Below are 26,107 nucleotides of genomic sequence, written 5' to 3' on the forward strand. Positions count from 1 at the left end.
CGACGGGTCGGGCGGGTCGGCGGGGCCGCGTCGGTCACCCCGGGCTGTGCGGCGGCGCGGTGCCCGGCCGCCCGACGGTCTCACGTTGTGGCAGGCGCGTTCGCGGAGCGCTCGACGCCCGCGACCCGTCGCCGCCTCACATCAATTCGCGTTCCCGCGTCTCCGGCAGCGCCAGCACGCACAGCAGCGAGACCACCGCCATCGCGCTCACGTACCAGCCGACCGACGCCGAACCGAAGCCGGACTGGAGGCGCGTGGCCACCAGGGGGGAGACCGCGCCGCCCAGGACGCCGCCCAGGTTGTAGGCGAGGGAGGCGCCCGAGTAGCGGACCCGGGTGGAGAACAGCTCGGGCAGGTACGCGCCCATCGGGCCGTACACCACGCCCATGCAGAACAGTGCCCCGCCCAGCGCCAGCGCCATCAGCACCGGCTGCTCCGTGTCCAGGAGCGGGAACAGCACCAGCCCCCACACCACGGCGAGCCCCGTACCCACCAGCACCAGCCGGCGCCTGCCGCCCGCGTCCGAACGGGTCGCGGCCAGCCAGGTGCCGGCGGCGAGGAAGAGGCAGGCGACCAGCGACAGGGCCAGCATGGTGGCGCGAGGGACGCCGAGCGAGGTGGTGGCGTACGACAGGCAGTAGGTCGTCGCCGTGTAGAAGAGGCCGTACGCGACGATCATCCCGCCCGAGCCCAGCAGCAGTTCGCGCGGGTGCCGCCGGAGGACGTCGAGGGCCGGGACCTTGCTGGCCTCCTGCCGAGCCATGACCCGCGCGAAGACCGGCGTCTCGCTGATCTTCAACCGTACGAACAGCCCGACGGCCACCAGCAGGAAGGACAGCAGGAACGGCACCCGCCAGCCCCAGCCGCGGAACGCGTCGTCGTCGAGCGCGGTGGACAGCAGCCAGAAGATGCCGGTGGCCGCGAAGAACCCGACGGACGGGCCGAGTTGGGGGAAGGCGGCGTACAGCCCCCGGCGCCCGCGCGGCGCGTGCTCCACGGCCAGGAGCGCCGCGCCGCCCCACTCGCCACCGAGGCCGATGCCCTGGAGGAAGCGCAACAGCACCAGCAGCAACGGGGCCCAGACGCCCCAGGTGCCGTACCCGGGCAGCAGCCCGACGAGCGCGGTGGACAGCCCCATCAGCAGCAGTGAGGCGACGAGGACCGACTTGCGGCCCACGCGGTCGCCGAAGTGGCCGAAGACGACCGACCCGATGGGGCGGGCGGCGAAGGCGACCGCGTAGGTGGAGAAGGAGGCGAGGGTGGCGTTGAGGGGCGTGAGGTTGGGGAAGAACGCCTCGTTCAGGACGAGCGCCGCCGCCGTGCCGTAGATGTAGAAGTCGTAGAACTCGATGGCGGTGCCGATGAAGCTGGCCACGGCCACCCGGCGCAGGCTCTCCGGACTGTCGTCGCCGGAGGGCGCGCCGGCTTCGGAGGAGGCCGCGTTCTTCGGTGCCGCAGGGGGCGTCTCGTCGATCACGACGAGCCACTCTCACGGTCCGTGCGACGTACAGTCAATAGTCGGTACGGGTACTCCCGGATACTGAGACACGACAGGCTGTCACCAGTGGGCTCCCGGGCGACTGCCGTCCCTCACACCAACTCGCGTTCCCGCGTTTCCGGCAGCGCGAGGACACAAATCAGCGAGAGCACCGCCAGAGCGCTGAGGTACCAGCCGATCGACACGGAGCCCAGACCGGCCTGGAGGCGCGGGATGACCAGGGGAGAGAGCCCGCCGCCCAGGACGCCGCCCAGGTTGTACGAGAGGGCGGCGCCGGAGTAGCGCACACGGGCGGGGAACAGTTCGGGGAGGAACGCCCCCATCGGCCCGGACGCCACGCCCACGCAGAAGAGCGCGCCGCCCAGCGCCAGCGCGATGAGCACGGGCCGCTGGGTGTCGAGCAGCGGGAACAGCAACAGGCCCCATACGGTGGCCAGTCCACATCCGGCGAGGATCAGCCTGCGCCGGCCCGCCCTGTCGGAGCGGGTGGCGGCGATCCAGATTCCCGCCGCGAGGAAGAGACAGGCGACCAGGGACAGGGCGAGCATCGTGTCGCGCTCCACGCCGAGCGTTGTCGTCGTGTACGACAGGCCGTAGGTCATCGAGGTGTAGAAGAGTCCGTACACGACGGCCATCGCCCCGGCGCCGAGCAGCAGTTCACGTGTGTGGCGCCGGAGGAGCTCCGTGACGGGCGCCCTGCTCGCCTCCCGCTGCGCGACGGCCCGCGCGAAGACGGGCGTCTCGCTGATCTTGAGCCGTACGACCAGTCCGACGGCGACCAGCAGGAAGGACAGCAGGAACGGCACCCGCCAGCCCCAGCTCGTGAAGGCCGCGTCGTCGAGTGTGGCGGACAGCAGCCAGAAGACGCCGGTGGCGGTGGCGAAACCGACGGGCGGCCCGAGTTGGGGGAACGCGGCGTACAGCCCCCGGCGCCCGCGCGGCGCGTGTTCCACGGCGAGCAGCACCGCGCCGCCCCACTCGCCGCCGATGCCGAGGCCCTGGAGAAGACGGAGCGACACGAGCAGGACGGGCGCCCAGTTGCCGAGGGTCGCGTACCCGGGCAACAGCCCGACCATGGCCGTGGACAGCCCCATGAGCAGGAGCGAGGCGACGAGGACGGACTTGCGGCCGACGCGGTCGCCGAAATGGCCGAAGAGGATTGAGCCGATCGGGCGGGCCAGAAAGGCGACGGCGTGCGTGGAGAAGGCCGCGAGTGTGGCGTTGAGAGGGGAGAGGTTGGGGAAGAAGACCTCGCCGAACACGAGCGCGGCGGCCATGCCGTAGAGGAAGAAGTCGTAGAGCTCGATGGCGTTGCCGATGAAGCTGGCGAGGGCCACTCGCCGTGGGTTCACGGCAGCCGCGGACGGCCCGGAGGTCTCGGGGACGCCCGGGCGCTCCTGGACCGAGGGGCTGACAGGGCCGCGCGGGTGCGGCGGAGTGTGCGGGGGTGCGGAACTCTTGGGGCCGGGGGAGCCGGGCTCCGCGGAGGAGAGGGTGTCGTCGATCACGACAGGCACTTTCACGACTGCCGGACGGGGCGGTCAACGCCGGTCGCTGATGGCGCAGGGTTATGGGCGCGCTACCGATCGTTATCGGCCGCGCGGTGTCGCATGGCCGGCCGGGGGACACGGGGCGGGCCGGCCCGATGTGCCGTCGGGTGTACTGTCACCCGGACTCGTTGGCATCACTGCCATGCCGGTAGCTCAGGTACCGGCGTCGGACCGAACGGAAGGCGGCCAGGTCGGCGCGCCAGGCGCCGATCACCTCGTCTGTGTCCGCGCCCGCGTCGATCATCGTGCGGACCGTCGCCGAACCCGTCAGCCTGTCGATCCCGTTGTCCGGGCGCCAGGCGAAGCCGTTCCACACCCGCTTCGCAGTGATCAGCAGCGCGATTCCGGTGCGTACGGGGTCGAACGACGCGCGGTCGTGGACGTGCAGTTGGACGCCGCCGATCGTCCTCCCCTGGAACTTCGAGAACGTCGGGGCGAAATACGCCTCGCGGAAGCGCACTCCCGGCAGTCGCTGCGCGGTGGCCGCCTCCGCCCAGGACGCGGTGATGCCCTCCGCGCCGAGCAGTTCGAAGGGGCGGGTCGTGCCGCGGCCCTCGGACAGGTTCGTGCCCTCGAAGAGGCAGGTGCCCGAGTACACCAGCGCGGTGTCCGGCGTGGGCATGTTGGGGCTCGGCGGCACCCACGGCAGGCCCGTCGCGTCGAAGAAGTCGCCGCGACGCCAGCCCGACATCGGGACCACCTCCAGCGCCACCGGGTTCGCCCTCAGGAACTCGCCGTTGAACAGGAGTGCCAGTTCCGCGACCGTCATGCCGTGTGCCTGGGCGATCGGCTTCCGGCCCACGAAGCTGGCGAACGCGGGGTCCAGGACCGGTCCGTGGGCCTGTCGGCCGGTGACCGGGTTGGGCCGGTCCAGCACCACCAGTCGCTTGCCCGCGAGCGCCGCCGCCTCCATGCAGTCGTACAGCGTCCAGATGTACGTGTAGAAGCGGGCCCCGACGTCCTGGATGTCGAAGACGATCGTGTCGACGCCGGAGGCGGTGAAGATGTCCGCGAGCGGCTTGCCGCTCTTCAGGTACGTGTCGTACACGGGCAGCCCGGTGGCCGGGTCGTCGTAGCGGCCCTCCGAGCCGCCCGCCTGGGCCGTGCCGCGGAAGCCGTGCTCGGGGCCGAAGACGGCGGTGAGGTTCACCCGGTCGTCGGCGTGCATGACGTCCACGATGTGGCGTGCGTCCGAGGTGATGCCGGTCGGGTTGGTGACGACTCCAACCGTACGTCCGGCGAGCAGGTCGTAACCGTCGGCGGCCAGCCGGTCGAAGCCGGTGCGGACGCGAGGGCGGCTCGCGTGGTGCGCGTCGTCCGTCCCCGCGCCTTCCGCCGCTGCGGCGCTCGCCGCGGCGCCCGGGGCCAGCGCTCCCGCCGCGCCGACCGCGCCGCCGACGGCCAGCAGATGCCTTCTGGACAGACCCATCCCGCTACCTCCGCACCTCGGCCGACCCGCTCGCCCCGCCCGACTGTCATGCTCACGCACGTTAGCGCGGGACGGTGTCCTGCGGAACGAGGCGAGCCCGCGCGGCCCGCTGTCCTCCGCCGCTCACCTCGCAGGCCGGACGCCGGACGGCCTCTTCCCCGCCAACATACCGACTGGTTAGTCTGTGGAGTCGTCAAAGCCAACCGGATGCCCGGAAAGGCAGGTCCGATGAGTACGGTGCGGGACGCGGCCGTTGTGGTCACCGGCGCGGGAGGCGGCATCGGTGCCGCGCTCGCCCGCAGATTCGCCGCCGAGGGCGCCCGGGTGGTGGTCAACGACCTCGACGCCGAGAAGGCCGGGTCCGTGGCCGCCGAGATCGGCGCCGTGGCCGTACCCGGCGACGCCTCCCTGATCGTGGCCGACGCCCGTGACGCGCTCGGCGGTACGGTCGACATCTACTGCGCCAACGCGGGGATCGGCGCGGCCGGTGACGCGCTGAGCGAGGACGACGTCTGGTCGGCGGCCTGGGACGTCAACGTCATGGCGCATGTCCGGGCGACCCGGTTCCTGCTGCCCGACTGGCTGGAGCGCGGCAGTGGCCGGTTCGTCTCCACCGTGTCCGCCGCGGGACTGCTCACCATGATCGGCGCGGCCCCGTACAGCGTGACCAAGCACGGCGCCCTCGCCTACGCGGAATGGCTCTCGCTGACCTACCGTCACCGCGGTCTCAAAGTGCACGCGATCTGTCCGCAGGGCGTCCGCACGGACATGCTCACCGCCGCCGGGACCGCCGGCGAACTGGTCCTCGTCCCCACGGCCATCGAGCCGGAGGCCGTCGCGGACGCGCTCTTCGCCGCCATGGCGGAGGACCGCTTCCTCGTGCTGCCGCACCCCGAGGTGGCCGGCTTCTACCAGTCCCGCGCGGGCGACCCCGACCACTGGCTGGGGGTCATGAACCACATCCAGCGCAAGTGGGAAGGAACCGCCGGGTGACCGGGCCGACAGGGTTCGGCGGCGCACCCGTACCCGGCCCTGTGCCGACTGTCAGCGGTCGCCTGCGCACTCGGGGGTGTCGACCACGAGAGGGCCGATGGCATTTCGGGCCGTGCACGCGAGTTGGGGAGTTGTCTTCGCGCACCTGCCGAATCTCGACTACGGACAGGCGCGGGAGGCGGTGGTTCGAACGAGTGACTGTGCACGCGACTACGGATGCCGATTCACGACGACTGTGGGAGTCGCCGCCTGACCGAGTCTCCGATGTCAGCTTGTTCTGACGTTAGTTGAGGGTTTGCGGCGGAAGCGGATCGACCCGTGGCCTGCGCTCGATACCGCCCCGGTGTAGTGCCGAACTCCCTCTCGAAGGCGTGGGAGAGTGCGTACGGGCTGCCGTAGCCGACTCGGCCGGCGATGGTGGCCAGTGTTTCCTTGGTGTCGCGGAGCAGGGTGGCGGCGAGGATCACGCGCCACCAGGTGAGGTACGCCATCGGAGGGCGGCCGACCAGGGTGGTGAACCGGCGCGCCAGGGTGGGGCGGGAGACGCCCGCCTCTGCGGCCAGGCGGTCGTTGCTCCACTGCGCGGCCGGTTTCGAGTGCATCGCCCGCAGGGCGGCGGCCGTCACCGGGTCGCCCAGTGCGCCGGGCCAGGCTCCGCTGGTGGTCTCGGTCATCCACGAGCGGATCATGTAGACGAGGAGGAGGTCGAGCAGGTTCGGGAGCGCCACGCAGGAGCCGGGCCGCACCTCGTCCAGCTCACCGGCGAGCAAGTCGATCGCGGCGCGGAGTTCGAGGTGGCTGCCTACTCGGCTGGGAAGGTGGACGACCTCGGGCAGCTCTGCCATCAGCGGGTGCATGCGGCTGCAGTCGAGCCAGTACTTGCCGCAGAGCATCTCCGTCCCGTCGCGGTCGGGCCGGGCTCGCGGTCCTGTCTCCGCAAGCCATTGCTCGAACGGCACTGCCTTCTGCGCCGCGACCGCCGCATCGACGGGAGAATCGGCGATCACATGACCGGTGCCATGAGGCAGCAGCACCGCGTCACCCACGCCGAGGGATACCGGGGCGCCGCCGTCGGTCAGTAGCCAGCAGTTGCCCTTCAGAACGACGTGGAAGCCCGCGCCGTCGTACGGGTCCAGCCGCGCGCACCAGCTCCCGCTCGTCCGCACCCGGTGGAACCACGGGTGCCCGAGGTGCACGGCAGAGATCGCGTCACTCACCACATCCATCCACACAGAATATCTCCCGCATGAAGTGTGAGACGGATTCGTATTTTATTGAGCTGGATGCGCATTGAGAGGCTCGTTCGATCTTTCTTAAGGTCGATCACATGACGAACGAGAACGAGCGTGTGCAGAGCATGGTGCTGGGGGATGTCGAGGTCATCCGGGTCGTTGAGTGGCACGAACCATTCCTGCCCACCTCCGGCATGTTCCCGGGAGCTGGTGCCGATGTGTGGAAGGACAACGAGGACTGGCTGGCACCGGACCACTGGGAGCCGGACAGCGACTTGGCGGTGCTTGCTCTGCAGAGCTGGGTGCTGCGCAGCGGTGGGCGGACCGTCCTGGTCGACACCGGAGCGGGCAACGGGCGCGAACGACCGGGCATGGGGCCGTTCCACCACTCTCGGAGTGATTTCCTCGGCCTCCTGGCGAGGGCCGGTGTTCGCCCGCAGGATGTAGATGTCGTCGTCAACACTCACCTCCACGTCGATCACGTCGGCTGGAACACCGTCGACGCGGACGGGCAGTGGGTACCGACGTTCCCCAACGCCCAATACCTCATTCCGGCCGCCGACGACTTCCATTACGGTCCGGACAACGCGTACGGGAACGGCGCGCAGGAGGCCGACCGTCTGATCTACGAAGACAGCATCACGCCCATCCATCAGGCCGGGCAGGCCGTGCTGTGGGACGGCATCCACCACATCGACGAACACCTCGCCCTGGAGTCCGCACCCGGCCACACTCCCGGCTCGTCCGTGCTGCGACTCGCATCCGGGAGCGACCGGGCGGTCTTCGTCGGAGATCTGCTGCACAGCCCGGTGCAGATTCTCGATCCCTGCCGCAACAGCAACGCCTGCCTGGCCCCGGAGCAAGCGGTGGCCAGTCGCCGTCGGATTCTCGGGCGTGCAGCTGATGAACGGGAGCTGCTCGTCCCCGCACACTTCGGTGGTGCCGGCGCCCTGGAAGTCCGACGGAACAGTGATGGATTCGCCCTCGGCCCATGGGCAACAGCCGGCCCGAAGAAGAGTGCATCCGCCTCTGAGTGAGCCTTGGCCCCGCCCCGCTCACCGCCCGCGAGCGCGAGGCCCTCAACGCCTCGGCGGACGGCGCGACCGTCGCCACCTGGCTCAGCCTGTGGGAGTCCACGGGCCGAGCCGGGTGGATCCGGCATCCCGCACGGAACCACCCGCCCCCCGGCCTGGAGGCCGTCCCTCATGACGCACGCGTCGACCGACCGGCCCGCAGCCAGAGCGAGCGGAGCCCTCGTCCCGGTGCTCGCCCTCATGGGCATCGTGGTCTCGGTGATGCAGACCCTGCTCGTCCCGGTGATCAAAGAACTGCCGCAACTGCTAGGCACCGAGCCGGGCAACGTGACCTGGGTCATCACCTCGACCCTGCTCTCCGGCGCCGTCGCCACGCCGATCATGGGCCGCCTCGGCGACCTCCACGGCAAGCGCCGCATGCTGATCCTCAGCCTCGCGGTGATGGTCGTCGGCGCGCTCGTCAGCGCCCTCACCAGCGACCTGCTCACGATGATCGCAGGCCGAACCCTCCAGGGCTTCGCGATGAGCGCGATACCCCTCGGCATCGGCCTGACGCGCGACATACTCCCCCGCGAGAAGCTCGGCTCGGCGATGGCCCTGATGAGCTCCTCCATGGGCGTCGGCGGCAGCCTCGCCCTGCCCGCCGCGGCCCTGGTCGCCCAGCACACCGACTGGCACGCCCTCTTCTACGGCGCCGCCGGCCTCGGCGTCCTGTGCATCGCCCTCACCCTCCTCGTCGTTCCCGAGTCCCCGACCCGCGCGCACGGCACCTTCGACGTCCTCGGCGCGATCGGGCTGTCCGCCGGTCTCGTCCTCTTCCTGCTGCCGGTCACCAAGGGCAGCGACTGGGGCTGGACCTCCGGCACCACCCTCGGACTGTTGGCCGCGGCGGCGGTCGTGCTCGTCCTGTGGGGCGTGTTGGAACTGCGTCTCAAGGCACCGCTGGTGGACCTGCACACCACGACCCGCCCCGCGGTGCTCCTTACCAACCTCGCCTCGATCATGGTCGGCGCCTCGTTTCTAGTCGTCTCGCTGGTCCTTCCCCAGCTGCTCCAGCTGCCGAAGGCCACGGGCTACGGCCTCGGCCGGTCAATGGTGGTCGCGGGCCTGTGCATGGCGCCGCTCGGCCTGACCATGATGCTCACCGCTCCCGTCTACGCCCGGCTGTCCGCGAAACACGGCCCCAAGGTCACCCTGATCCTCGGCATGGTGATTATCGCGATCGGCTACGGCGCTGGCCTCGGCCTGATGAGCGCCCCCTGGCAGAGCCTCGTCATCACGGCGATCCTGGGCGTGGGCATCGGCCTCGCCTACTCCTCCCTCCCTGCCCTGATCGTCGGCGCGGTCCCCGCCTCGGAGACGGGCTCGGCCAACGGTCTCAACACGCTGATGCGCTCGATCGGCTCCTCGGTCTCCAGCGCCGTCATCGGCATGGTCCTCGCCAACACCGCGCACCATGTGAACGGCGTCACCGTCCCGACCATGCACGGCTTCCGCGTTTCCTTCCTGATCGCGACGGGCGCGATGGCGATCGGCCTGTTCACAGCCCTCTTCCTGCCCCGGGCCCGCCCGCCCGGCTGGCCACAGCACCGCGCCGGCGGCGAGGAGGATGCCGAACTGGAGCCAGCCGAAAAGGTCCCCTCCGGGGCTTCCGCGGCCGGGTCCTGGACGCCGCCGACACCCCGGTCGCCCGCGCCAAGGTCACCCTGATCGACCGCTGCGGCCGCCAGGCCGGCGCCACCCTCGGAGACTCTCACCGTCCGGCTGCGGACGGTGGCGGCGGCCCCGGCGTTCTTTTCGGTTCCTGACCGGGCTGGCTCCAGCAGCGGGAAGAGACCGGGCGCCTGGCCACCTACACCCCCACTCTGGTCACAGGTCCAGGTCGAGGTGGCTGTTCATGTCCAGCTCGAACCGGCCGTACGGATTCACGTGCGTCCAGAACAGCGGCGACAGCGCCCGCCGGTCCGCGTCGGTCAGCTTGTCCGCCCACTTCGGATCAGCTGAGACCTCCTGCATCAGCAGCGTGTTGACGTGCACCAGCGCGGACTGGAGCAGGTGCAGCGCGAGCATGCTGACCTCCTGGGATTCCTTGTCCGCACCGGTCAGGTCGCCGTCCTTGCCATAGAAGAGGTCTTTGTTCGCGGAGTTCCAGTTCTCCACCACCTGCAACCCCTCGTGGATCTCCTGGCGCATCTCGACGTCGGCGAGGTAGCCGCAGACGAACGAGGTACGTACCGCCCGGCCCAGCTCCTCGATCGCCCGGTGCGTCGGGTGCTTGGGGCCGCCACGGGTGAAGCGGCGCAAGACCTGCTCGGCCTCGGCGGTGCCGAGGCGTAGGGCTGTGGTGTACTTCACGATCTGGTCGTACTGCTGGGCGATCTGCTGGGCGATCAGGTCCCAGTCGATCGTCTTGGTGGAGAGGACCGGGCCCAGGTTCGGCCACTTGTCGTCCTGACCGGCCGCCGGCCGGTACAGCTTCGCGGAGCGCAGCTCGGCGGCCAGCCACTCGGCCAGCCGCTCCTGGTCCTCCTCGGTATTCGCCCGGAACCCGTACGCCTCCCGGATCTCCTTGCGGTGCCGCTTGATCCGGTCGCCCTGCCAGTCGTAGTCCGCCCACACCCCGGCGAGAACCTTCACCTGCTGAGCCACGTACTCCACCGCCTCCGCGGGCATCTCCTTGGCAGACTCCGGGAACCGGGCCTCCACCTCGAAAGACTTGAGCAAGAGCGCGAAGCCCAACGGGTCGCTCCCGACTTGTTCCGAACCTTCTTCATGTCGTCTTCGAGCAGCGTCCAGACCTCGATCAGATCTTCCGGCTCCCAGTCCTGCCGCACCCGTGCTCCATCGCCCAACCAGTTGGATCACCACAGCGTGGCGAGGCGAAACCGGAGCGAAGATCAGAAGAACGCAACTGTTGCCGGATGGTTACTCAGCGCTGCACGCCACCTGGCCGTAGCTATACGAGAACAGGGCCTACCCACCTGACGTGCGGATCCTGACCGAGCTGCCCGGAATCGCGAGTGGGAAGATGCTGAGGCGGGAACTGCGCTCACCCTTTCAGGCGTCTGGTGGACCGCATGGACGAAACGGCCGGTACGGCCGGTGCAACCGGTATGGCCGGTACCGGGCGGTACCGGTGATGTGGGCGATACGGAACGAGAGGCGGGTGGCGGCAATGGCCAGAACGACAGGCGGGGGCGGCACGCCCGTCCCCCAGCGGCTGCTCGCCGCCGCCACCCGGCTGTTCGCCGAGCACGGCTACGACCGCACCTCGGTCCAGGACATCGTCGAGGCGGCGGGTGTCACCAAGGGCGCGCTCTACCATTACTTCGGCTCCAAGGAGGACCTTCTCCAGGAGGTCTACGCGCGGGTGCTCCGCCTCCAGCAGGAACGTCTCGACGCCTTCGCGGACGCGGACGCGCCGGTCGAGCGACGGCTGCGGGACGCCGCCGCGGACGTGGTCGTCACGACGATCGACAACCTGGACGACGCCGCGATCTTCTTCCGTTCGATGCACCACCTGAGCCCGGAGAAGAACAAGCAGGTGCGGGCGGAGAGGCGGCGCTACCACGAGCGGTTCCGTGCGCTGATCGAGGAGGGCCAGCGCAGCGGGGTGTTCTCCACGGCCACGCCGTCGGACCTGGTGGTGGACTACCACTTCGGCTCGGTCCACCACCTGTCGACCTGGTACCGGCCGGACGGCCCGCTCACCCCGCAGCAGGTGGCCGACCACCTCGCGGACCTGCTGCTGCGAGCCCTGCGCCCGTAAGCGCGCGGAACGGGCGGCGGAGGCGCGTGCGGGCAGTGGAGGCGCGGGCTGGTGGCGCACGGTCGTGGGCGCCGACGTCCCCAGGGCCTGCGCGCCGTACAGGCCCTGGGGACGGCTCATGTGGGGAATCGGCTCAGCGAATCGTCCGGTGAACGGCTCGGCGTAGGGCGTCCACGTACCGCCCGGCGCGTGGCTCAGCAGGTGCCGCGCCAGACCGCCCTGGTCACGGTGATGCTGTCGACGTCCGCCTTGTACATGCCGGGTCCCGGGCGCGGGGTGAAGCAGTCCGTCCACGTTCCGCCGTCGTACCTCCAGGTGAGCTGGACATGGCCGGCGCCCGTGCGCTTGTCGCCGTTGTTCACGATCGAGCGCACCCCGGACACGGCGCCCGACCAGTCTCCCCGGGCCATGAGCAGGAGCCGGCCGGTCTGCCTCTCGCCGGAGTACGCGCAGACGTAGCCCTTCGCGCAGCCGGGCGGCGCGGGCTCCGGTGCGGGCGCCGCGGCGGCGACGGGTGCCGTGGCGACGACGCCGGCGAAAGCGGCCGACACGGCGAGAGGGACGGTGGGGCGTGTGCGCATGGGAGGTCCCCTTGGAAGTGCGCGGTCAGGAGTGCACTCCTGAAGCTAGCGAGGGAACCGCCCGGGTTATGGCCCGATGGGTGATTCTCACCGTAAAGGATGAAATAAGTGGCGAACCGATGCCATCGTGCATGTCCCGGCCGCCGCTCGTGCACGTCACCGGTGCTCGCTGGCACTCACCGGTACGCGCTGGTACTCGGGTACTCACTGGTACTTCTTCAGCTCCCGCCGCGCCAGCGAGCGCTGGTGGACCTCGTCCGGCCCGTCCGCCAGGCGCAGGGTCCGGGCCGCCGCCCACAGTTCGGCCAGCGGGAAGTCCTGGCTCACACCGCCCGCGCCGTGCGACTGCACGGCCCGGTCGATGATGTCGACCACCGCGCGAGGCGTGGCGATCTTGATGGCCTGGATCTCCGTGTGCGCCCCGCGGTTGCCGACCGTGTCCATCAGCCAGGCCGTCTTCAGCACCAGCAGCCGCAGCTGTTCCACCGTCACCCGGGCGTCGGCGATCCAGTTCCGTACGACGCCCTGCTCGGCGATCGGCTTCCCGAACGCCGTACGGGACACGGCCCGCCGGCACGTCAGCTCGATCGCCCGCTCCGCCATGCCGATGAGCCGCATGCAGTGGTGGATACGGCCGGGCCCCAGCCGCGCCTGGGCGATGGCGAAGCCGCCGCCCTCCTCGCCGACCAGGTTCGACGCCGGCACCCGTACCCCGTCGAAGACGATCTCCGCGTGTCCGCCGTGGTAGTGGTCCTCGTACCCGTACACCCGCATCGCGCGCCGCACCTCGACCCCGGGCGTGTCGCGGGGGACCAGGACCATGGACTGCTGGCGGCGGACGTCCGTGCCGTCCGGGTCGGTCTTTCCCATCACGATGAAGACCGCGCAGTCCGGGTTCATGGCCCCGGAGATGTACCACTTGCGGCCGTCGATGACGTAATCGTCGCCGTCCCGCCGGATCACCGTCCGGATGTTCGTCGCGTCCGACGACGCCACATCGGGCTCGGTCATCGCGAACGCCGACCGGATCTCCCCGGCCAGCAGCGGATCCAGCCACCGTTCGCGCTGCTCGTCGGAGCCGAACTGGGCGAGCACCTCCATGTTCCCGGTGTCCGGCGCCGCGCAGTTGAGTGCCGTGGGGGCCAGCTGCGGGGAGCGGCCGGTGATCTCGGCGAGCGGCGCGTACTGGAGGTTGGTCAGCCCGGCGCCGTACTCGTCGTCGGGCAGGAAGAGGTTCCACAGGCCCTGTCGGCGCGCCTCCGCCTTCAGCTCGTGGACGATGTCCGGGGTGGCCCAGGGGTCGGCCAGATGAGAGCGCTGTTCGTGCGCGACCGCCTCGGCCGGGTGGACGTACTCGTCCATGAAGGCGAGCAGCCGGGTCCTCAGTTCCTCGGTGCGGGCGTCGAATGCGAAGTCCATGGGTCCGCTCAGCCTTCCTGACGGGTCCGGAGCGTGGCGAGGCCGTTCTCGATGAAGACGGGGACGAGGGCGCCGATCCGGTCGAAACCGGGCCCGACGGTCTGTCCGGCGGTGTGGCGGAAGTGGATGCCCTCCAGGATCACGGCGAGTTTGAACCACGCGAACGCCGTGTACCAGGAGACCGCCGAGGTGTCCCGGCCCGAGCCCGCCGCGTACCGCTCGATCAGTTCGGCCGGCCGCGGATGCCCGGCCGCGCCCGCCGTGGTGCTGATGGGGGAGTCCGCGAGTTCCAGGGGCACGCTGTACATGGCGAGCAGTCCCAGGTCGGTCAGCGGATCGCCGAGCGTGGACATCTCCCAGTCCAGGACCGCCCTGATCCGGTCGTCGGCGCCGAGCAGGACGTTGTCGAGCCGGTAGTCGCCGTGGACCACGGTGGGCGCGGGGGAGGCGGGCAGCGTCCGGCCGAGGGCCGCGTGCAGTTCGTCGATGCCCGCCAGGTCGCGGGTGCGGGAGGCGTCGAGCTGCGTGCCCCAGCGGCGCAGCTGCCGGTCGAGGAAGCCGTCGGGGCGGCCGAAGTCGCCGAGCCCGACCGCCGCCGGGTCGACGGCGTGCAGTTCGACCAGCGTGTCGACCAGCCCGAGGACGGCGGCGCGGGTGCGCTCGGGACCGATGGGGGCGAGCTGTTCGGCCGTGCGGTACGGGGTGCCCGGTACCCGCTCCATGACGTAGAAGGGCGCGCCGAGCACGGACTCGTCCTCGCACAGCAGCAGCGGTTCGGGCACCGGGACGGCCGTCGGGTGCAGGGCCTTGATCACCCGGTACTCGCGCCTCATGTCATGGGCGGTGGCCAGGACATGGCCGAGCGGCGGCCTGCGGACCACCCAGCTGCCGGTGCCGTCCGTCACCGTGTACGTCAGGTTGGACCGGCCGCCCTCCACGAGCCGTGCGTCGAGCGGCCCGCCGACCAGCCCGGGGAGCGCGCGGTCGAGATGGCCGCGCAGCCGGTCGGGGTCCAGGCCCGGTGGGGTGACGTGGCTCGTGGGCATACCTCATACCTCCGTGAGGGCCGTCGGGCGTGACCGGGCGTACGATCCGCCTGGTCGCGGATCCGTCCGTCCGCGCCGGTCGCGGGTTCGGCGTCGCGTCCGGCACCGACGCCGGGGCCGGGTGCCGGGTGCCGGGGTTCGGCACCGTCCTTTCCGTCCGGCCCATGATGCCGACCGGTCGGTATGGCGTCCAGAGCGGAGCCACTCGGTGTTGGTGTTGGTGTTGGCCGGGGCGGCGACGGAGCTGGGGGCGGGGCCGGGCCGCATTCGGTGCCGGACTCGGGGCGGCGGGGCCGGGCCCCGTACGCTCCGGATCAGAACATGACGGTCACCGCGACCGCCGCCAGCACAACGGCGCACGCCGTCGCGGTGGCCGCCGTCCGTACGGAGAGCCGTTCCGGCCGTGGCGTGCCCAGCGCCAGCAGCCTGCGGTGTGCCACGCCCAGGAAGGCCAGCCAGATCAGGGCGCTCAGCGCGGCGGCGGTCAGTCCGGTCGCCGTACCCCCGTCGTGGATCGCCTGCCGGACCGCGAGTACGGTCGCCACCGTGCACGCGAGGGTCGTGCGCCGCCAGGCCAGCCGCGTACGCTCCGGCTGGAGGCCCGGATCGCGGCGCGGAGCCGGTTCCGACCCGGGCCCCGGCCCCGCCGACGCCGCCCGTGCCTTCGGACGGCCGTCGCTGTCGTCGCCGTGGCCGCCGCCCGCCGGGTCCATCAGCCCGCCCGCCCCAGCACCACGATCACCAGCATCACCACGGCGACCAGCCCCACCGCCAGACCGAGCAGCGTCGGGAACCGGGTCACCGGCAGGTCCTCCCCGCGCCGCATGGCCCGCTCGCAGCGCACCCAGTGGTTGACCGCGCGCAGCGCGCACAGCGCACCGGCGGCCAGCAGGGCCACCGCGAGCCCCACCCGTACGCCCCACCGCAGGCCGGGCAGGAACTGGTCGACGGCGAAGCCCCCGCCGACCAGTGCCAGCGCCGTACGGATCCAGGCCAGGAACGTCCGCTCGTTGGCCAGCGAGAAGCGGTAGTCCGGTGTCTCGCCCTCCTCGCCGACGCGCTGGGGCGCGAACCACAGCCGCAGGCCGTGCGGCCACCGGTCCCGGTCCCCGTCCCGGCCGCCGTCCGCACCGGAGCCTCCGCGCGAGCCGCTCACGCGCGGAACGCCTTCAGCCGCTCGTACGCCTCCAGCCCGTCCGGCACCCACTCCCAGATGTCCAGCCGCCGCACCAGCTCCTCCTCGGTCAGGAAGCCGTGCCAGGCGACCTCCTCCACCTGGGGACGCACCGGCAGCGTGCACCGGACCTCGTACACCCGCGACCACCAGCCGCCCTTGCCGTCCTCGGGCTCGTACAGGAACGAGAACAGCGGTGCGGGCGCCGGCAGCCCCGACACGCCCAGTTCCTCCTCCGCCTCCCGCAGTGCCGCCGCGTCATAGCTTTCGCCGGTACCGAGGACACCGCCCACGAACATGTCGTACCGGGACGGGAAGACCAGCTTCGTGGCCGTCCTGCGGTGGACGAAGATCCGGTTCTCCGCGTCCCGGGCGAGCACGAAGGCGCAGCGGTGCCGCAGGCCCTTGGCGTAGACCTCACCGCGCGGCGCCTGCCCGACGACGCGGTCGTTCTCGTCGACGATGTCCAGGATCTCGTCTGCCGGTGCGTTCATATCGTCCATCCAACCAGGCCGCCGGGGTGCCGGAGCGCCGCCCCGGGCGCCTGCCGGTTGACTCGTTACTCACGCGTACGGAAGATCTCATGCGTACGGGGAGCGCACGGAGGTACGGGTGTCACGTCCCTGCGCGGTGTGCGCCCGTCATACGTGGCGTACGTCCGTACATGCGAAGTTCGGCCGGAAGATCCCCCGTTCCCGAAGGATGGCAGCCCATGGCGTACGACGCTGACGTGATCGTGATCGGGGCGGGCCTCGCCGGCCTGGTGGCCACGGCGGAACTGGTCGACGCGGGCCGGTCCGTGATCCTCCTCGACCAGGAGCCCGAGCAGTCGATCGGCGGCCAGGCGCACTGGTCCTTCGGCGGCCTGTTCCTCGTGGACTCCCCCGAGCAGCGCCGGCTGCGGATCAAGGACAGCCATGAGCTGGCCCTCCAGGACTGGCTCGGAACGGCGGGTTTCGACCGCCCCGAGGACCACTGGCCGCGCCGGTGGGCCGAGGCGTACGTGGATTTCGCGGCCGGTGAGAAGCGCTCCTGGCTGCGACGGCGCGGCGTGCGGTTCTTCCCCGTGGTGGGCTGGGCGGAGCGCGGCGGGTACGACGCGCGGGGGCACGGCAACTCCGTGCCGCGCTTCCACATCACCTGGGGCACGGGACCGGGCGTCGTGGCGCCCTTCGAGCGCCGGGTGCGCGAAGGCGTCGCGCGGGGACTCGTGAGCTTCAAGTTCCGGCACCGGGTGACGGGCCTGGGATCCTCGGCGGGGGCGGTCGACACGGTGACCGGAGAGGTTTTGGAGCCGAGTGACGCCGAGCGCGGCACGTCCAGCAGCCGCGAGGTCGCCGGCGCGTTCGAACTGCGGGCGCAGGCCGTGATCATCACGTCCGGCGGTATCGGCGGCAACCACGAACTGGTGCGCTCCCAGTGGCCCGAGCGGCTCGGCACGCCGCCCCGCTCGATGCTCTCCGGAGTGCCCGCGCACGTCGACGGGCTGATGCTCGGGATCGCGGAGGCGGCGGGCGCCCACCACATCAACCGCGACCGGATGTGGCACTACACCGAGGGCATCGACAACTGGAACCCCATCTGGCCCGCCCACGGCATCCGTATCCTGCCGGGCCCGTCCTCGCTCTGGCTGGACGCGCGCGGCCGACGGCTGCCCGTGCCGCTCTTCCCCGGCTTCGACACGCTCGGCACGCTCGAACACATCATGCGCTCCGGCCACGAGTACACCTGGTTCGTCCTGAACGAGCGTGTCATCGGCAAGGAGTTCGCGCTCTCCGGGTCCGAGCAGAACCCCGACCTGACGGGCCGTTCGGTCCGTGACGTACTCGGCCGGGCGCGCGCCGGTGTGCCGGGGCCGGTACGCGCGTTCATGGAGAACGGCGCGGACTTCGTCGTGGAGAAGGACCTCGGCTCGCTGGTGCGGGGCATGAACGCGCTCACCGACGAGCCGCTGATCGACGAGGCCGAACTGCGCCGGGAGATCGTCGCCCGCGACCGGGAGATCGCCAACCCCTTCACCAAGGACCTCCAGATCACCGCCATCCGCGGGGCGCGTGGCTACCTGGGCGACAGGATCGTCCGTACGGCCGCGCCGCACCGCGTCCTGGACCCCGCGGCGGGCCCGCTGATCGCCGTACGGCTGCACATCCTCACGCGCAAGTCGCTCGGCGGCCTGGAGACCGACCTGTCCTCCCGCGTCCTCACCGCGTCGGGCACGCCGCTGTCCGGCGTGTACGCGGCGGGCGAGGCGGCCGGCTTCGGGGGCGGCGGGGTGCACGGCTACCGCTCCCTGGAGGGGACGTTCCTGGGCGGCTGCGTCTTCTCGGGCCGTACGGCGGGCAGGGCGGCGGCGCGGGCGGTGGGCTGACGCGGCCGAAGCGGCCGAAGCGGCTGAACCGGCTGAACCCGCCGAACTCGCCGAACCGGCCGAACCCGCTGAAGCCGGCGGCCCGCTGACCCGGTCGGTCGGCCGACAGCGGGCCGCGCGTCCCCGACACGCGTCCCCGACGGGAGCCCGCCTGTTACCGGCGGGGGCTGGTACCGATGCGGCGTGGGTGGTCGAATCGGTGCGTGACTCTTCAACCACACCAACCGGAGCCGACCGCGGGCCCGCCGCGCGCGTCCGGACCGGCGGACGGGCTGCCGGACGAGCCGCCGGACGCGCCGCCGGACCAGCCGGCGGAGTCGCCGGACGATTCGGCGGGCGCGCCCGTCGGGCGGCGTCTCGTGCTCTCCATGCTCGGCCTCGGCGCCGCCGGCCTGGTCGCGGCGCCCGCCCTTCAACGCGGCCTGGAATCCTTCCTGGGCGCGGCCGCCGACCGGGATCCGACCGGGCTCACCGGACTGCTGCCCAACGGCGGCGGTTTCCGGTACTACTCGGTGGCCGCCTCCGTTCCCCGCAAGGGCCCGGACGACTACCGGCTGACCGTGGACGGCCTGGTCGACCGGCCCGGCTCGTACACCCTCGCGGACCTCCGGCGCATGCCGCGGACGCGGATCGTGCGCGATGTGCAGTGCGTCACCGGATGGCGAGTGCCGCACACGGCGTTCACCGGCGTGACGCTCTCGCGGCTGCTGAGCGCCGCCGGGGTGCGGCCCGGGGCCGCGGCGGTCCGCTTCACCTGCTTCGACGGGGAGTACAGCGAGAGCCTCACGCTCGAACAGGCCCGCCGTGGGGATGCGATGGTCGCCCTGGACATGAACGACGAGCCGATTGGGCACGCGCACGGCGGCCCGGCCCGGCTGTATGTGGCGCCGATGTACTTCTACAAGTCGGCGAAATGGCTCTCCGGGATCACCGTCACCTCCGAGGTCCGGCCCGGCTACTGGGAGGAGCGCGGCTATGACATCGACGCCTGGGTCGGCCGGTCCAACGGCCGGGACGACGCCCCCACCGTCTGAACCGGAGGCGGCCGATGGCGGTGGCTTCCCCGCCATCGGCCGCGGCACCGCCCACGCGGACACCCCGCACGCGGACACCGCCCACGCGGGCAGCCGCCACCCCGAGTACGGACGCCCGGACCTGATACCCCGCTTCAGCCGCGCCGAGCGCCAGGTGCACCGGGCCACCGCCGCCCTGATGCTGGTGTGCCTGGCCACCGCCGCCTGTCTGTATCTGCCGCCGCTCGCCGAGATCGTGGGCCGCCGCGCCCTCGTCGTCGCCGTCCACGAGTGGTCCGGGGTCCTCCTGCCGGTGCCCTTTCTCCTCGGTCTCGGCTCCCGCGCCCTGCGCGCCGACCTGGGCCGGCTGAACCGCTTCGCGCCGTACGACAAGGAGTGGCTGCGCGCGGCCCGGCGGCGCGACGCGCGGCCCGGCGCCCGTCCGGCGGGCAAGTTCAACGCGGGGCAGAAGCTCTACGCGGCCTGGATCGCCGGCGCCGTGCTCGTGATGCTGGGCACCGGACTGCTGATGTGGTTCTCGGGGGTCGGCCCGGTCGTCTGGCGTACGAGCGCCACCTTCGTCCACGACTGGCTGGCACTCGCCGTCGGCGTGGTGGTCGTCGGACATGTCGCGAAGGCGTACGGGGACCCCGGCGCGCGGCGCGGCATGCGCACCGGTTCGGTGGAACGCGCGTGGGCGGAGCGGGAGCACCCCCGGTGGAAGCCGGAGTGAACCCGCCCCGCCCACGCGGGGACCCGGCCGAGCGGGTGCCCGGCCGGGTCGTCCGTCACCACACCTCCGTCACAACACCAGTGACAGGAGCAGTACGCACCCGATGCCGACCACCGAGATGATGGTCTCCATCACCGACCAGGTCTTGATCGTCTGGCCGACGTTCATGCCGAAGTACTCCTTCACCAGCCAGAACCCGGCGTCGTTCACATGGCTGAAGAAGACCGAACCCGCGCCGATCGCCAGCACCATCAGCGCCGCGTGCGTCGTGGACATGTCCGCCGCCAGCGGCGCCACCAGACCGGCCGCGGAGATCGTCGCCACCGTCGCGGAGCCGGTGGCCAGCCGGATCGCGACGGCGATCAGCCAGCCCAGCAGCAGCGCCGGAATCGACCAGTCCTTGGAGAAGTCCAGGATCATCTGGCCCACGCCGGAGTCCACCAGCGTCTGCTTGAAGCCACCGCCCGCGCCGACGATCAGCAGCACGCCCGCGATCGGCGCCAGCGACTTCTCGACGGTGGAGGAGAGCCGGTCCTTGGTGAACCCGGCCGCCCGGCCCAGCGTGAACAGGCCCACGAGCACGGAGGTCAGCAGCGCGATCAGCGGTGAGCCGATGACGTCGGCCGCCCGCTGCACGCTGTTCTCGGGGTCGTCCACGACGATGTCCACGAGCGCCTTGGCCAGCATCATGACGACCGGCAGCAGCACGGTCGTGACGGTGGCGCCGAAGCTCGGACGCTTCGACAGGTCCTCGGAGGCACGCTGCGGGATCATCTTGTCCGGGGCCGGGATGTCCACCCAGCGGGCCGCGTACCGGGAGAAGAGGGGACCGGCGACGATCACGGTGGGAATGGCCACGACCACCCCGAGCGCCAGGGTGACGCCCAGGTCGGCGCCCAGCGCGTCGATCGCGACCAGCGGGCCGGGGTGCGGCGGGATCAGACCGTGCATCACGGAGAGTCCGGCCAGCGCCGGGATGCCGATCCGCATCAGGGAGTAGTTGCCGCGCTTGGCGACCAGCAGCACGACCGGGATCAGCAGCACGATCCCGACCTCGAAGAAGAGCGGCAGCCCGATGACCGAGGCGATGAGGACCATCGCCCAGGGCATGGCACGTCCGCCCGCCTTCGCCAGGATGGTGTCCACGATCTGGTCGGCGCCGCCGGAGTCCGCGAGCAGCTTGCCGAGTATCGCGCCCAGGGCGATCAGCACGCCCACGCCCGCGACGGTGGAGCCCAGCCCGGTGGTGAAGCTGGCTATCACCTTGTCCAGCGGGGCGCCCGCGAAGGCGCCGAGCGCCAGCGAGCCGATGGTCAGCGCCAGGAAGGCGTGCAGTTTGAACGTGGTGATGAGGAGGACGATGACGGCGATACCGGCGAGGACCGCTATCCCCAGCTGCGCGTTGCCCGCAGAGGTGATCGGTTCCGCTGCGTCCGCGGCCAGCGTCTCGACACTGAGACTGCTCACGGGGCTTCCTTCAGTTCTCGAACCGGCGCAGCGCGGCGACGGCCCGTTCGGTTATTTCTTCGGGGGTTCCGGACACGTCGACGGCGACACCGGCCTCGTCCTCGCCCAGGTCCTGGAGCGTCGCGAACTGCGAGTCCAGCAGCGCGGTCGGCATGTAGTGGCCCTTGCGCGCGGCCATCCGCCGCTCGATGAGCTCCCGGTCGCCGGTGAGGTGGAGGAAGAGCGCGTCAGGGGCGGCGGCCCGCAGCCGGTCCCGGTAGGCACGCTTGAGCGCGGAGCAGCTGACCACCCCGCCCCGCCCGGCCCGGCCGTGCGCCCATTCCCCGATCGAGTCCAGCCACGGCCACCGGTCGGCGTCCTCCAGGGGGACACCGGAGGCCATCTTGGCGACGTTCTCCGGCGAGTGGAACTCGTCGCCCTCGGCGTAGGGAACGCCCAGCGTGCCGGCGAGCAGGGGACCGACCGTCGTCTTGCCGGTGCCTGCCACGCCCATCACGACGACGACGTGGGGGGTGCTCATGGGTGGTGCCTCGCTGTCTGCTGTCTTCGTCGACATGGATCCGTCGCGTAACTGAAACTCATTAGGTACGACATATTCAAGAGGTTGTGATGTAAACGTCGTACTTTTTCTCGCCGAGTCGCGCGCCGTAGGCTTACGCCATGACGACAGAAGGCCAGGGCCTGCATACCCGGGTGCTGGACGCCCTCGGCCTCGCGATCACGGCGGGCGAGTACCCCGAGGGCGGTGTCGTACGTACCGACGAGGTGGCCCGGCGCTTCGACGTCTCACGCACCGTCGTGCGCGAGGTGGTCCGCGTCCTGGAGTCGATGCACCTGGTGGTCTCGCGCCGCCGGGTCGGCGTGACCGTACGCCCCACCGAGGAGTGGAACGTCTACGATCCGCGCGTCATCCGCTGGCGCCTGGCCGGCGCCGACCGGCCCCGCCAACTGCGTTCGCTGACCGTCCTGCGGTCCGCGATCGAACCCGTCGCGGCCGGGCTCGCGGCCCGGCTCGCCACCCCCGAGCAGTGCGCCGCCCTCACGGAACAGGCCCTCGGGATGGTCGCCACCTCGCGGGGCGGCCGGCTGGAGGAGTACTTGGTCCACGACATCGCCTTCCACCGCGTCGTGCTGAACGCGTCGGGCAACGAGATGTTCGCGCGCCTCGGCGACGTGGTCGCGGAGATACTCGCCGGACGGACCCATCACCAGGTCATGTTCGACGACCCGGACCCGGCCGCCGTGACCCTGCACGTCCAGGTGGCCGAGGCGGTCCGGGAGGGCGACGCGGCCCGGGCGGAGGAGCTGACGCGGGAGATCGCGGTCGGGGCGCTCCAGGAACTGGACGTGCTGGCGCCCTGAGCGCGCGGCGCCGGTGGCCTCGCGTCCCGCGCGGCCACCCGCCCCGGCGGGGTGCGAACGTACTGAACATACTGACCCTGAATCCAGTGTGATCCGAGTGTGAGGAAAGGCAGGTCCTGGCATGGCACAGCAGGTGCAAGGGGTCATCGCCCCCGGCAGGAACGAGCCGGTACGGGTGGAGACGATCGTCGTACCCGACCCCGGCCCCGGCGAGGCCGTGGTGACGGTCCAGGCGTGCGGTGTCTGCCACACCGACCTGCACTACAAGCAGGGCGGCATCAACGACGAGTTCCCCTTCCTCCTCGGCCACGAGGCCGCCGGCGTGGTGGAGTCGGTGGGCGACGGCGTCACGGAGGTCGCCCCCGGTGACTTCGTCATCCTCAACTGGCGTGCGGTGTGCGGGAACTGCCGGGCCTGTCTGCGGGGCCGTCCCCAGTACTGCTTCGACACCCACAACGCCCGGCAGAGGATGACCCTGACGGACGGCACGGAACTCTCCCCGGCCCTCGGCATCGGTGCCTTCGCCGAGAAGACCCTCGTCGCCGCCGGACAGTGCACCAAGGTCGACCCCGCCGTCGCGCCCGCCGTCGCGGGCCTCCTCGGCTGCGGTGTGATGGCGGGCATCGGCGCCGCGATCAACACCGGCCAGGTGGGCCGCGGCGACTCCGTCGCGGTCATCGGCTGCGGCGGTGTCGGCGACGCGGCCGTCGTCGGCGCGCGTCTCGCGGGCGCGGCACGGATCATCGCCGTCGACATCGACGACCGGAAGCTGGAGACGGCGAAGTCGATGGGCGCTACCCACACCGTCAACTCCCGCTCCACCGACCCCGTCGAGGCGATCCGTGAACTGACCGGCGGCTTCGGGGCGGACGTCGTCATCGAGGCGGTCGGCAGGCCCGAGACCTACCGGCAGGCGTTCTACGCCCGGGACCTGGCCGGCACGGTGGTCCTGGTCGGTGTGCCCACGCCCGAGATGAAGCTCGAACTGCCCCTGCTGGACGTCTTCGGCCGCGGCGGCGCCCTGAAGTCCTCGTGGTACGGCGACTGCCTGCCGTCCCGCGACTTCCCCATGCTGGTCGACCTGCACCAGCAGGGCCGTATCGACCTCGCCGCCTTCGTCACCGAGACCATCGGCCTCGGCGACGTGGAGGCGGCGTTCGACCGGATGCACCAGGGCGACGTCCTGCGCTCGGTGGTGGTGTTCTGATGGCCGCCCGCATCGACCACCTCGTCACCTCCGGCACGTTCTCGCTCGACGGCGGCACCTGGGACGTCGACAACAACGTCTGGATCGTCGGCGACGACACCGAGGCGGTCGTCATCGACGCCGCCCACGACGCCGACGCCATCCTCGCCGCGCTGGGCGGCCGGGCGCTGCGCGCGGTGATCTGCACCCACGCCCACGACGACCACATCGACGCCGCCCCGGCCCTCGCCGCCGCGACCGGCGCTCCCGTCCTGCTGCACCCCGACGACCTGCCGCTGTGGAAGCTGACCCACCCGAACCGGCTCCCCGACGGCGAACTGGCCGACAACGCCGTGTTCACCGTCGCCGGCACGTCCCTGACCGTTCTGCACACCCCCGGACACGCGCCGGGCGCGGTCTGCCTCTACGCGCCGGGTCTGGCCACCGTCTTCACCGGTGACACGCTCTTCCAGGGCGGCCCGGGGGCCACCGGCCGGTCCTTCTCCCACTTCCCGACGATCATCGACTCGATCCGGGACCGGCTGCTCGGCCTGCCGCCGGAGACCGTCGTACGGACGGGCCACGGCGACCCGACGACCATCGGCGCGGAGGCGCCGCACCTGGAGGAGTGGATTCAGCGGGGCCACTGAGAGCTGGGCCACTGAGCGAGCCGCAGCCCGCTCTCGAAACGGTACGGCCCCCCGGTCAGCGGATCGGTGAACTCCAGCAGGCGGGCCAGCAGTTGCAGGGGGTGCGCGTAGGCATCCGAACTGCCGGGTCCGTCCGGCAGGACGACCGGATACAGGGGATCGCCGAGGATCGGCAGTCCCAGCGCGTTCATGTGGACCCGTAGTTGGTGGGTGCGGCCGGTGGCCGGCAGCAGCCGGTACCGGCCGTATCCGCCGCGGTGCGCCAGCAGCTCGATCCGGCTCTCGCTGTTCGGCTCGCCCGGCACCTCCCGGGCGGCCGGCACGCCCGGCTCCTTCTCGATCCGACTGCGCACCGTCACCGGCAGCTCCACCGACGGGTCGTGGCGCGCCACCGCCTCGTACTCCTTGCGCACCCGCCGGTCGCGGAAGAGCGTCTGGTACGCGCCACGGTCCTCCCGCCGTACGACGAACAGCGTGAGCCCGGCCGTCAGCCGGTCGAGCCGGTGCGCCGGCTGCAAGGCGGGCTCGTCCAGCTCCCGCCGCAGCCGTGCCAGCGCCGTCTCGGTGACATGGCGCCCCCGCGGTGTGGTGGCCAGGAAGTGCGGCTTGTCCGCCACGACGATCCGCTCGTCGCGGTGGACGATCCCGATCTCGAACGGCACCCGTTCCTCGGCGGCGAAGTCGCGGTGGAACCACACGTACCGGCCGACGGCGTACGGCTCCCCGCCGGACAGCGGCCCGTCCGTCCCGACGAACCGCCCCTCCCGCAGCATCTCCTCGACGCGGCCCGTCCCGACCGCCCCGCCGAACCGGCTGACGAGATGGTCCCGTACGGTCGCCCACCGCCCCTCGGCGTCGCGGGGCAGCCGCAGGCGCACCGGGTCGATCCCGTCCCGCTGGGGGAGGGGAGACGGCGGCGGGGGGCGGTGTCTGCGGGCCACGGTTTCCTGCGCTCCTGCGCTCCTGCGCTCCTGCGTTCTTGCGCTTCTGTCTTCTTGCGTTCCCGCGGGCTTCTTGCGTTCCCGCGCGCGTTGCCGCGCTTTCGCGGTGCGCCGGCCGGTGTGCCGGTGTCCGTGATCCTACGACGACCGCCCCGCGGCGAGGCGGCGAGCCCGGTCGGCAATTGCGTCCGGCATTCGCCGCCGGCACGGGGCGGATCAGGACCGGGGTGGCGTGACTCCCTCCGCGCGAAGAGTTCCTCGCCGCGACTTTCGCAGGTGGGAGGCGCGGTGGGGAAGGCCGGAGAGGCGGATTCACAGGATTCGGCCGCGCGCGTTGAACGGCTGGGGCAGTATTCACGTATTCAACGACGTCCGGCTTCCGGAATGGAGTCACCGGGTATCGCGATGCCTGGAGGAGGGCGCGGTAAGGAAGGCATAGCCGGAGTGCACGAGGAACCGATCACTATCACGGTCGCGTATCACGTCGCGCCGGGGCGAGAAAGCGACTTTCGTACATGGGCCATGGCAGGACTGGCGGCGATGTCCCGTGTCCGGGGTTATCTGGGGGGCGGTGTTCTCTCTCCTGGGGAGCCCGGCTCGGAATGGCATGTCGTACACCGGTTCGCCGGCGAGAATTCGGCACGGGACTGGGAGGAGTCGGC

General features: G+C 71.3%; 23 protein-coding genes and 1 pseudogene. 10 read left to right on the forward strand and 14 right to left on the reverse strand.

What is annotated here, in order from left to right; all coding sequences use genetic code 11:
- Positions 1-136: 136 nt before the first annotated feature.
- The 3 genes from IG02_RS0126000 to IG02_RS0126010 all read right to left on the reverse strand — a co-directional run bounded on the left by IG02_RS0126000 (position 137) and on the right by IG02_RS0126010 (position 4,477).
- On the reverse strand, positions 137-1,477 hold the full coding sequence (locus IG02_RS0126000) for an MFS transporter (protein WP_030752917.1): 1,341 nt from the start codon (positions 1,475-1,477) through the stop codon (positions 137-139).
- A 113-nt stretch (positions 1,478-1,590) separates the two neighbouring features.
- Positions 1,591-2,850 (reverse strand): MFS transporter, encoded by a 1,260-nt coding sequence (locus tag IG02_RS0126005; RefSeq protein ID WP_051765759.1) that lies wholly within the window; start codon positions 2,848-2,850, stop codon positions 1,591-1,593.
- 313 nt (positions 2,851-3,163) lie between these two features.
- Positions 3,164-4,477, reverse strand: a complete 1,314-nt coding sequence (locus IG02_RS0126010) for an exo-beta-N-acetylmuramidase NamZ domain-containing protein (protein WP_030752924.1) — start codon at positions 4,475-4,477, stop codon at positions 3,164-3,166.
- Between the two features lie 228 nt (positions 4,478-4,705).
- On the opposite strand from IG02_RS0126010, the gene IG02_RS0126015 reads away from it, so the two are divergent.
- Entirely contained in the window at positions 4,706-5,470 is a 765-nt protein-coding gene (locus IG02_RS0126015) for an SDR family oxidoreductase (protein WP_030752927.1), read from the forward strand.
- A 224-nt stretch (positions 5,471-5,694) separates the two neighbouring features.
- Here IG02_RS0126015 and IG02_RS0126020 read toward each other — a convergent pair whose 3' ends face one another.
- On the reverse strand, positions 5,695-6,696 hold the full coding sequence (locus IG02_RS0126020) for an AraC family transcriptional regulator (RefSeq protein WP_051765743.1): 1,002 nt from the start codon (positions 6,694-6,696) through the stop codon (positions 5,695-5,697).
- Positions 6,697-6,797: 101 nt separating this feature from the next.
- Here IG02_RS0126020 and IG02_RS0126025 point away from each other — a divergent pair, with 101 nt between their 5' ends.
- On the forward strand, positions 6,798-7,739 hold the full coding sequence (locus IG02_RS0126025) for an MBL fold metallo-hydrolase (protein ID WP_030752932.1): 942 nt from the start codon (positions 6,798-6,800) through the stop codon (positions 7,737-7,739).
- 168 nt (positions 7,740-7,907) lie between these two features.
- Positions 7,908-9,487 (forward strand): annotated as a pseudogene (locus IG02_RS36990) (MFS transporter); the annotation flags it as partial.
- Between the two features lie 118 nt (positions 9,488-9,605).
- Here IG02_RS36990 and IG02_RS39845 read toward each other — a convergent pair.
- Entirely contained in the window at positions 9,606-10,475 is an 870-nt protein-coding gene (locus IG02_RS39845; protein ID WP_078854828.1) for a Tn3 family transposase, read from the reverse strand.
- A gap of 436 nt (positions 10,476-10,911) precedes the next feature.
- On the opposite strand from IG02_RS39845, the gene IG02_RS0126040 reads away from it, so the two are divergent.
- Positions 10,912-11,505 (forward strand): TetR/AcrR family transcriptional regulator, encoded by a 594-nt coding sequence (locus tag IG02_RS0126040; RefSeq protein ID WP_030752938.1) that lies wholly within the window; start codon positions 10,912-10,914, stop codon positions 11,503-11,505.
- A gap of 194 nt (positions 11,506-11,699) precedes the next feature.
- On the opposite strand, the gene IG02_RS0126045 is transcribed toward IG02_RS0126040, so the two are convergent.
- The 6 genes from IG02_RS0126045 to IG02_RS0126070 form a co-directional block, all read right to left on the reverse strand.
- Positions 11,700-12,086 carry a peptidase inhibitor family I36 protein gene (locus IG02_RS0126045; protein WP_030752941.1) on the reverse strand — a complete coding sequence of 129 codons (387 nt, stop codon included), beginning with the start codon at positions 12,084-12,086 and terminating at the stop codon, positions 11,700-11,702.
- Between the two features lie 204 nt (positions 12,087-12,290).
- Positions 12,291-13,505: an acyl-CoA dehydrogenase family protein gene (locus IG02_RS0126050; protein ID WP_030752944.1), complete on the reverse strand. Its 1,215-nt coding sequence runs from the start codon at positions 13,503-13,505 to the stop codon at positions 12,291-12,293.
- Positions 13,506-13,513: 8 nt separating this feature from the next.
- Positions 13,514-14,551 (reverse strand): phosphotransferase family protein, encoded by a 1,038-nt coding sequence (locus tag IG02_RS0126055; protein ID WP_030752946.1) that lies wholly within the window; start codon positions 14,549-14,551, stop codon positions 13,514-13,516.
- Between the two features lie 314 nt (positions 14,552-14,865).
- Positions 14,866-15,264 (reverse strand): DUF202 domain-containing protein, encoded by a 399-nt coding sequence (locus IG02_RS0126060; protein ID WP_078854829.1) that lies wholly within the window; start codon positions 15,262-15,264, stop codon positions 14,866-14,868.
- A complete protein-coding gene (locus IG02_RS0126065) occupies positions 15,264-15,635 on the reverse strand; it encodes a YidH family protein (protein WP_030752952.1) in 372 nt (123 codons plus the stop codon). Before IG02_RS0126065 ends, IG02_RS0126060 begins: the two co-directional genes overlap by 1 nt.
- A 68-nt stretch (positions 15,636-15,703) precedes the next feature.
- A complete protein-coding gene (locus tag IG02_RS0126070) occupies positions 15,704-16,228 on the reverse strand; it encodes an NUDIX domain-containing protein (RefSeq protein ID WP_030752955.1) in 525 nt (174 codons plus the stop codon).
- A gap of 209 nt (positions 16,229-16,437) precedes the next feature.
- On the opposite strand from IG02_RS0126070, the gene IG02_RS0126075 reads away from it, so the two are divergent.
- The 3 genes from IG02_RS0126075 to IG02_RS0126085 all read left to right on the forward strand — a co-directional run bounded on the left by IG02_RS0126075 (position 16,438) and on the right by IG02_RS0126085 (position 19,839).
- The gene (locus IG02_RS0126075; RefSeq protein ID WP_030752958.1) at positions 16,438-18,093 is read left to right on the forward strand and encodes an FAD-binding dehydrogenase; all 1,656 of its coding nucleotides are present in this window, start codon (positions 16,438-16,440) and stop codon (positions 18,091-18,093) included.
- Between the two features lie 368 nt (positions 18,094-18,461).
- The gene (locus IG02_RS0126080) at positions 18,462-19,127 is read left to right on the forward strand and encodes a molybdopterin-dependent oxidoreductase (RefSeq protein WP_234314914.1); all 666 of its coding nucleotides are present in this window, start codon (positions 18,462-18,464) and stop codon (positions 19,125-19,127) included.
- Between the two features lie 178 nt (positions 19,128-19,305).
- Positions 19,306-19,839, forward strand: a complete 534-nt coding sequence (locus IG02_RS0126085; protein ID WP_234314915.1) for a cytochrome b/b6 domain-containing protein — start codon at positions 19,306-19,308, stop codon at positions 19,837-19,839.
- A gap of 69 nt (positions 19,840-19,908) precedes the next feature.
- Here IG02_RS0126085 and IG02_RS0126090 read toward each other — a convergent pair whose 3' ends face one another.
- Together IG02_RS0126090 and IG02_RS0126095 are read right to left on the reverse strand one after the other, a co-directional pair.
- On the reverse strand, positions 19,909-21,306 hold the full coding sequence (locus tag IG02_RS0126090; RefSeq protein ID WP_030752968.1) for a GntP family permease: 1,398 nt from the start codon (positions 21,304-21,306) through the stop codon (positions 19,909-19,911).
- Between the two features lie 10 nt (positions 21,307-21,316).
- On the reverse strand, positions 21,317-21,826 hold the full coding sequence (locus IG02_RS0126095) for a gluconokinase (protein ID WP_030752970.1): 510 nt from the start codon (positions 21,824-21,826) through the stop codon (positions 21,317-21,319).
- Between the two features lie 140 nt (positions 21,827-21,966).
- On the opposite strand from IG02_RS0126095, the gene IG02_RS0126100 reads away from it, so the two are divergent.
- The 3 genes from IG02_RS0126100 (at position 21,967) to IG02_RS0126110 (ending at position 24,504) form a co-directional block, all read left to right on the forward strand.
- The gene (locus tag IG02_RS0126100) at positions 21,967-22,668 is read left to right on the forward strand and encodes a FadR/GntR family transcriptional regulator (protein ID WP_030752973.1); all 702 of its coding nucleotides are present in this window, start codon (positions 21,967-21,969) and stop codon (positions 22,666-22,668) included.
- A gap of 121 nt (positions 22,669-22,789) precedes the next feature.
- Positions 22,790-23,875: an S-(hydroxymethyl)mycothiol dehydrogenase gene (locus tag IG02_RS0126105; protein WP_030752976.1), complete on the forward strand. Its 1,086-nt coding sequence runs from the start codon at positions 22,790-22,792 to the stop codon at positions 23,873-23,875.
- Positions 23,875-24,504 (forward strand): MBL fold metallo-hydrolase, encoded by a 630-nt coding sequence (locus IG02_RS0126110; RefSeq protein ID WP_030752979.1) that lies wholly within the window; start codon positions 23,875-23,877, stop codon positions 24,502-24,504. Before IG02_RS0126105 ends, IG02_RS0126110 begins: the two co-directional genes overlap by 1 nt.
- On the opposite strand, the gene IG02_RS0126115 is transcribed toward IG02_RS0126110, so the two are convergent.
- Complete coding sequence (locus IG02_RS0126115; RefSeq protein ID WP_030752981.1) at positions 24,489-25,445, reverse strand: pseudouridine synthase; 957 nt, start codon at positions 25,443-25,445, stop codon at positions 24,489-24,491. The two genes, IG02_RS0126110 and IG02_RS0126115, sit on opposite strands and share 16 nt — an antisense overlap.
- Between the last annotated feature and the right edge of the window lie 662 nt (positions 25,446-26,107).

Origin of the sequence: Streptomyces sp. NRRL F-5135 (genome assembly GCF_000719775.1) — a bacterium.
GTDB lineage: Bacteria > Actinomycetota > Actinomycetes > Streptomycetales > Streptomycetaceae > Streptomyces > Streptomyces hebeiensis.

What these genes read in the sequence shown, in the direction of transcription:
- IG02_RS0126060 (WP_078854829.1), bottom strand. Translation starts at nt 15,264, where the DNA reads ATGGACCCGGCGGGCGGCGGCCACGGCGACGACAGCGACGGCCGTCCG.
- IG02_RS0126095 (WP_030752970.1), bottom strand. Translation starts at nt 21,826, where the DNA reads ATGAGCACCCCCCACGTCGTCGTCGTGATGGGCGTGGCAGGCACCGGC.
- IG02_RS0126110 (WP_030752979.1), top strand. Translation starts at nt 23,875, where the DNA reads ATGGCCGCCCGCATCGACCACCTCGTCACCTCCGGCACGTTCTCGCTC.
- IG02_RS0126010 (WP_030752924.1), bottom strand. Translation starts at nt 4,477, where the DNA reads ATGGGTCTGTCCAGAAGGCATCTGCTGGCCGTCGGCGGCGCGGTCGGC.
- IG02_RS0126015 (WP_030752927.1), top strand. Translation starts at nt 4,706, where the DNA reads ATGAGTACGGTGCGGGACGCGGCCGTTGTGGTCACCGGCGCGGGAGGC.
- IG02_RS0126020 (WP_051765743.1), bottom strand. Translation starts at nt 6,696, where the DNA reads ATGGATGTGGTGAGTGACGCGATCTCTGCCGTGCACCTCGGGCACCCG.
- IG02_RS0126025 (WP_030752932.1), top strand. Translation starts at nt 6,798, where the DNA reads ATGACGAACGAGAACGAGCGTGTGCAGAGCATGGTGCTGGGGGATGTC.
- IG02_RS0126050 (WP_030752944.1), bottom strand. Translation starts at nt 13,505, where the DNA reads ATGGACTTCGCATTCGACGCCCGCACCGAGGAACTGAGGACCCGGCTG.
- IG02_RS0126105 (WP_030752976.1), top strand. Translation starts at nt 22,790, where the DNA reads ATGGCACAGCAGGTGCAAGGGGTCATCGCCCCCGGCAGGAACGAGCCG.
- IG02_RS0126070 (WP_030752955.1), bottom strand. Translation starts at nt 16,228, where the DNA reads ATGGACGATATGAACGCACCGGCAGACGAGATCCTGGACATCGTCGAC.
- IG02_RS0126080 (WP_234314914.1), top strand. Translation starts at nt 18,462, where the DNA reads ATGCTCGGCCTCGGCGCCGCCGGCCTGGTCGCGGCGCCCGCCCTTCAA.
- IG02_RS0126075 (WP_030752958.1), top strand. Translation starts at nt 16,438, where the DNA reads ATGGCGTACGACGCTGACGTGATCGTGATCGGGGCGGGCCTCGCCGGC.
- IG02_RS0126045 (WP_030752941.1), bottom strand. Translation starts at nt 12,086, where the DNA reads ATGCGCACACGCCCCACCGTCCCTCTCGCCGTGTCGGCCGCTTTCGCC.
- IG02_RS0126055 (WP_030752946.1), bottom strand. Translation starts at nt 14,551, where the DNA reads ATGCCCACGAGCCACGTCACCCCACCGGGCCTGGACCCCGACCGGCTG.
- IG02_RS0126085 (WP_234314915.1), top strand. Translation starts at nt 19,306, where the DNA reads ATGCTGGTGTGCCTGGCCACCGCCGCCTGTCTGTATCTGCCGCCGCTC.
- IG02_RS0126100 (WP_030752973.1), top strand. Translation starts at nt 21,967, where the DNA reads ATGACGACAGAAGGCCAGGGCCTGCATACCCGGGTGCTGGACGCCCTC.
- IG02_RS0126040 (WP_030752938.1), top strand. Translation starts at nt 10,912, where the DNA reads ATGGCCAGAACGACAGGCGGGGGCGGCACGCCCGTCCCCCAGCGGCTG.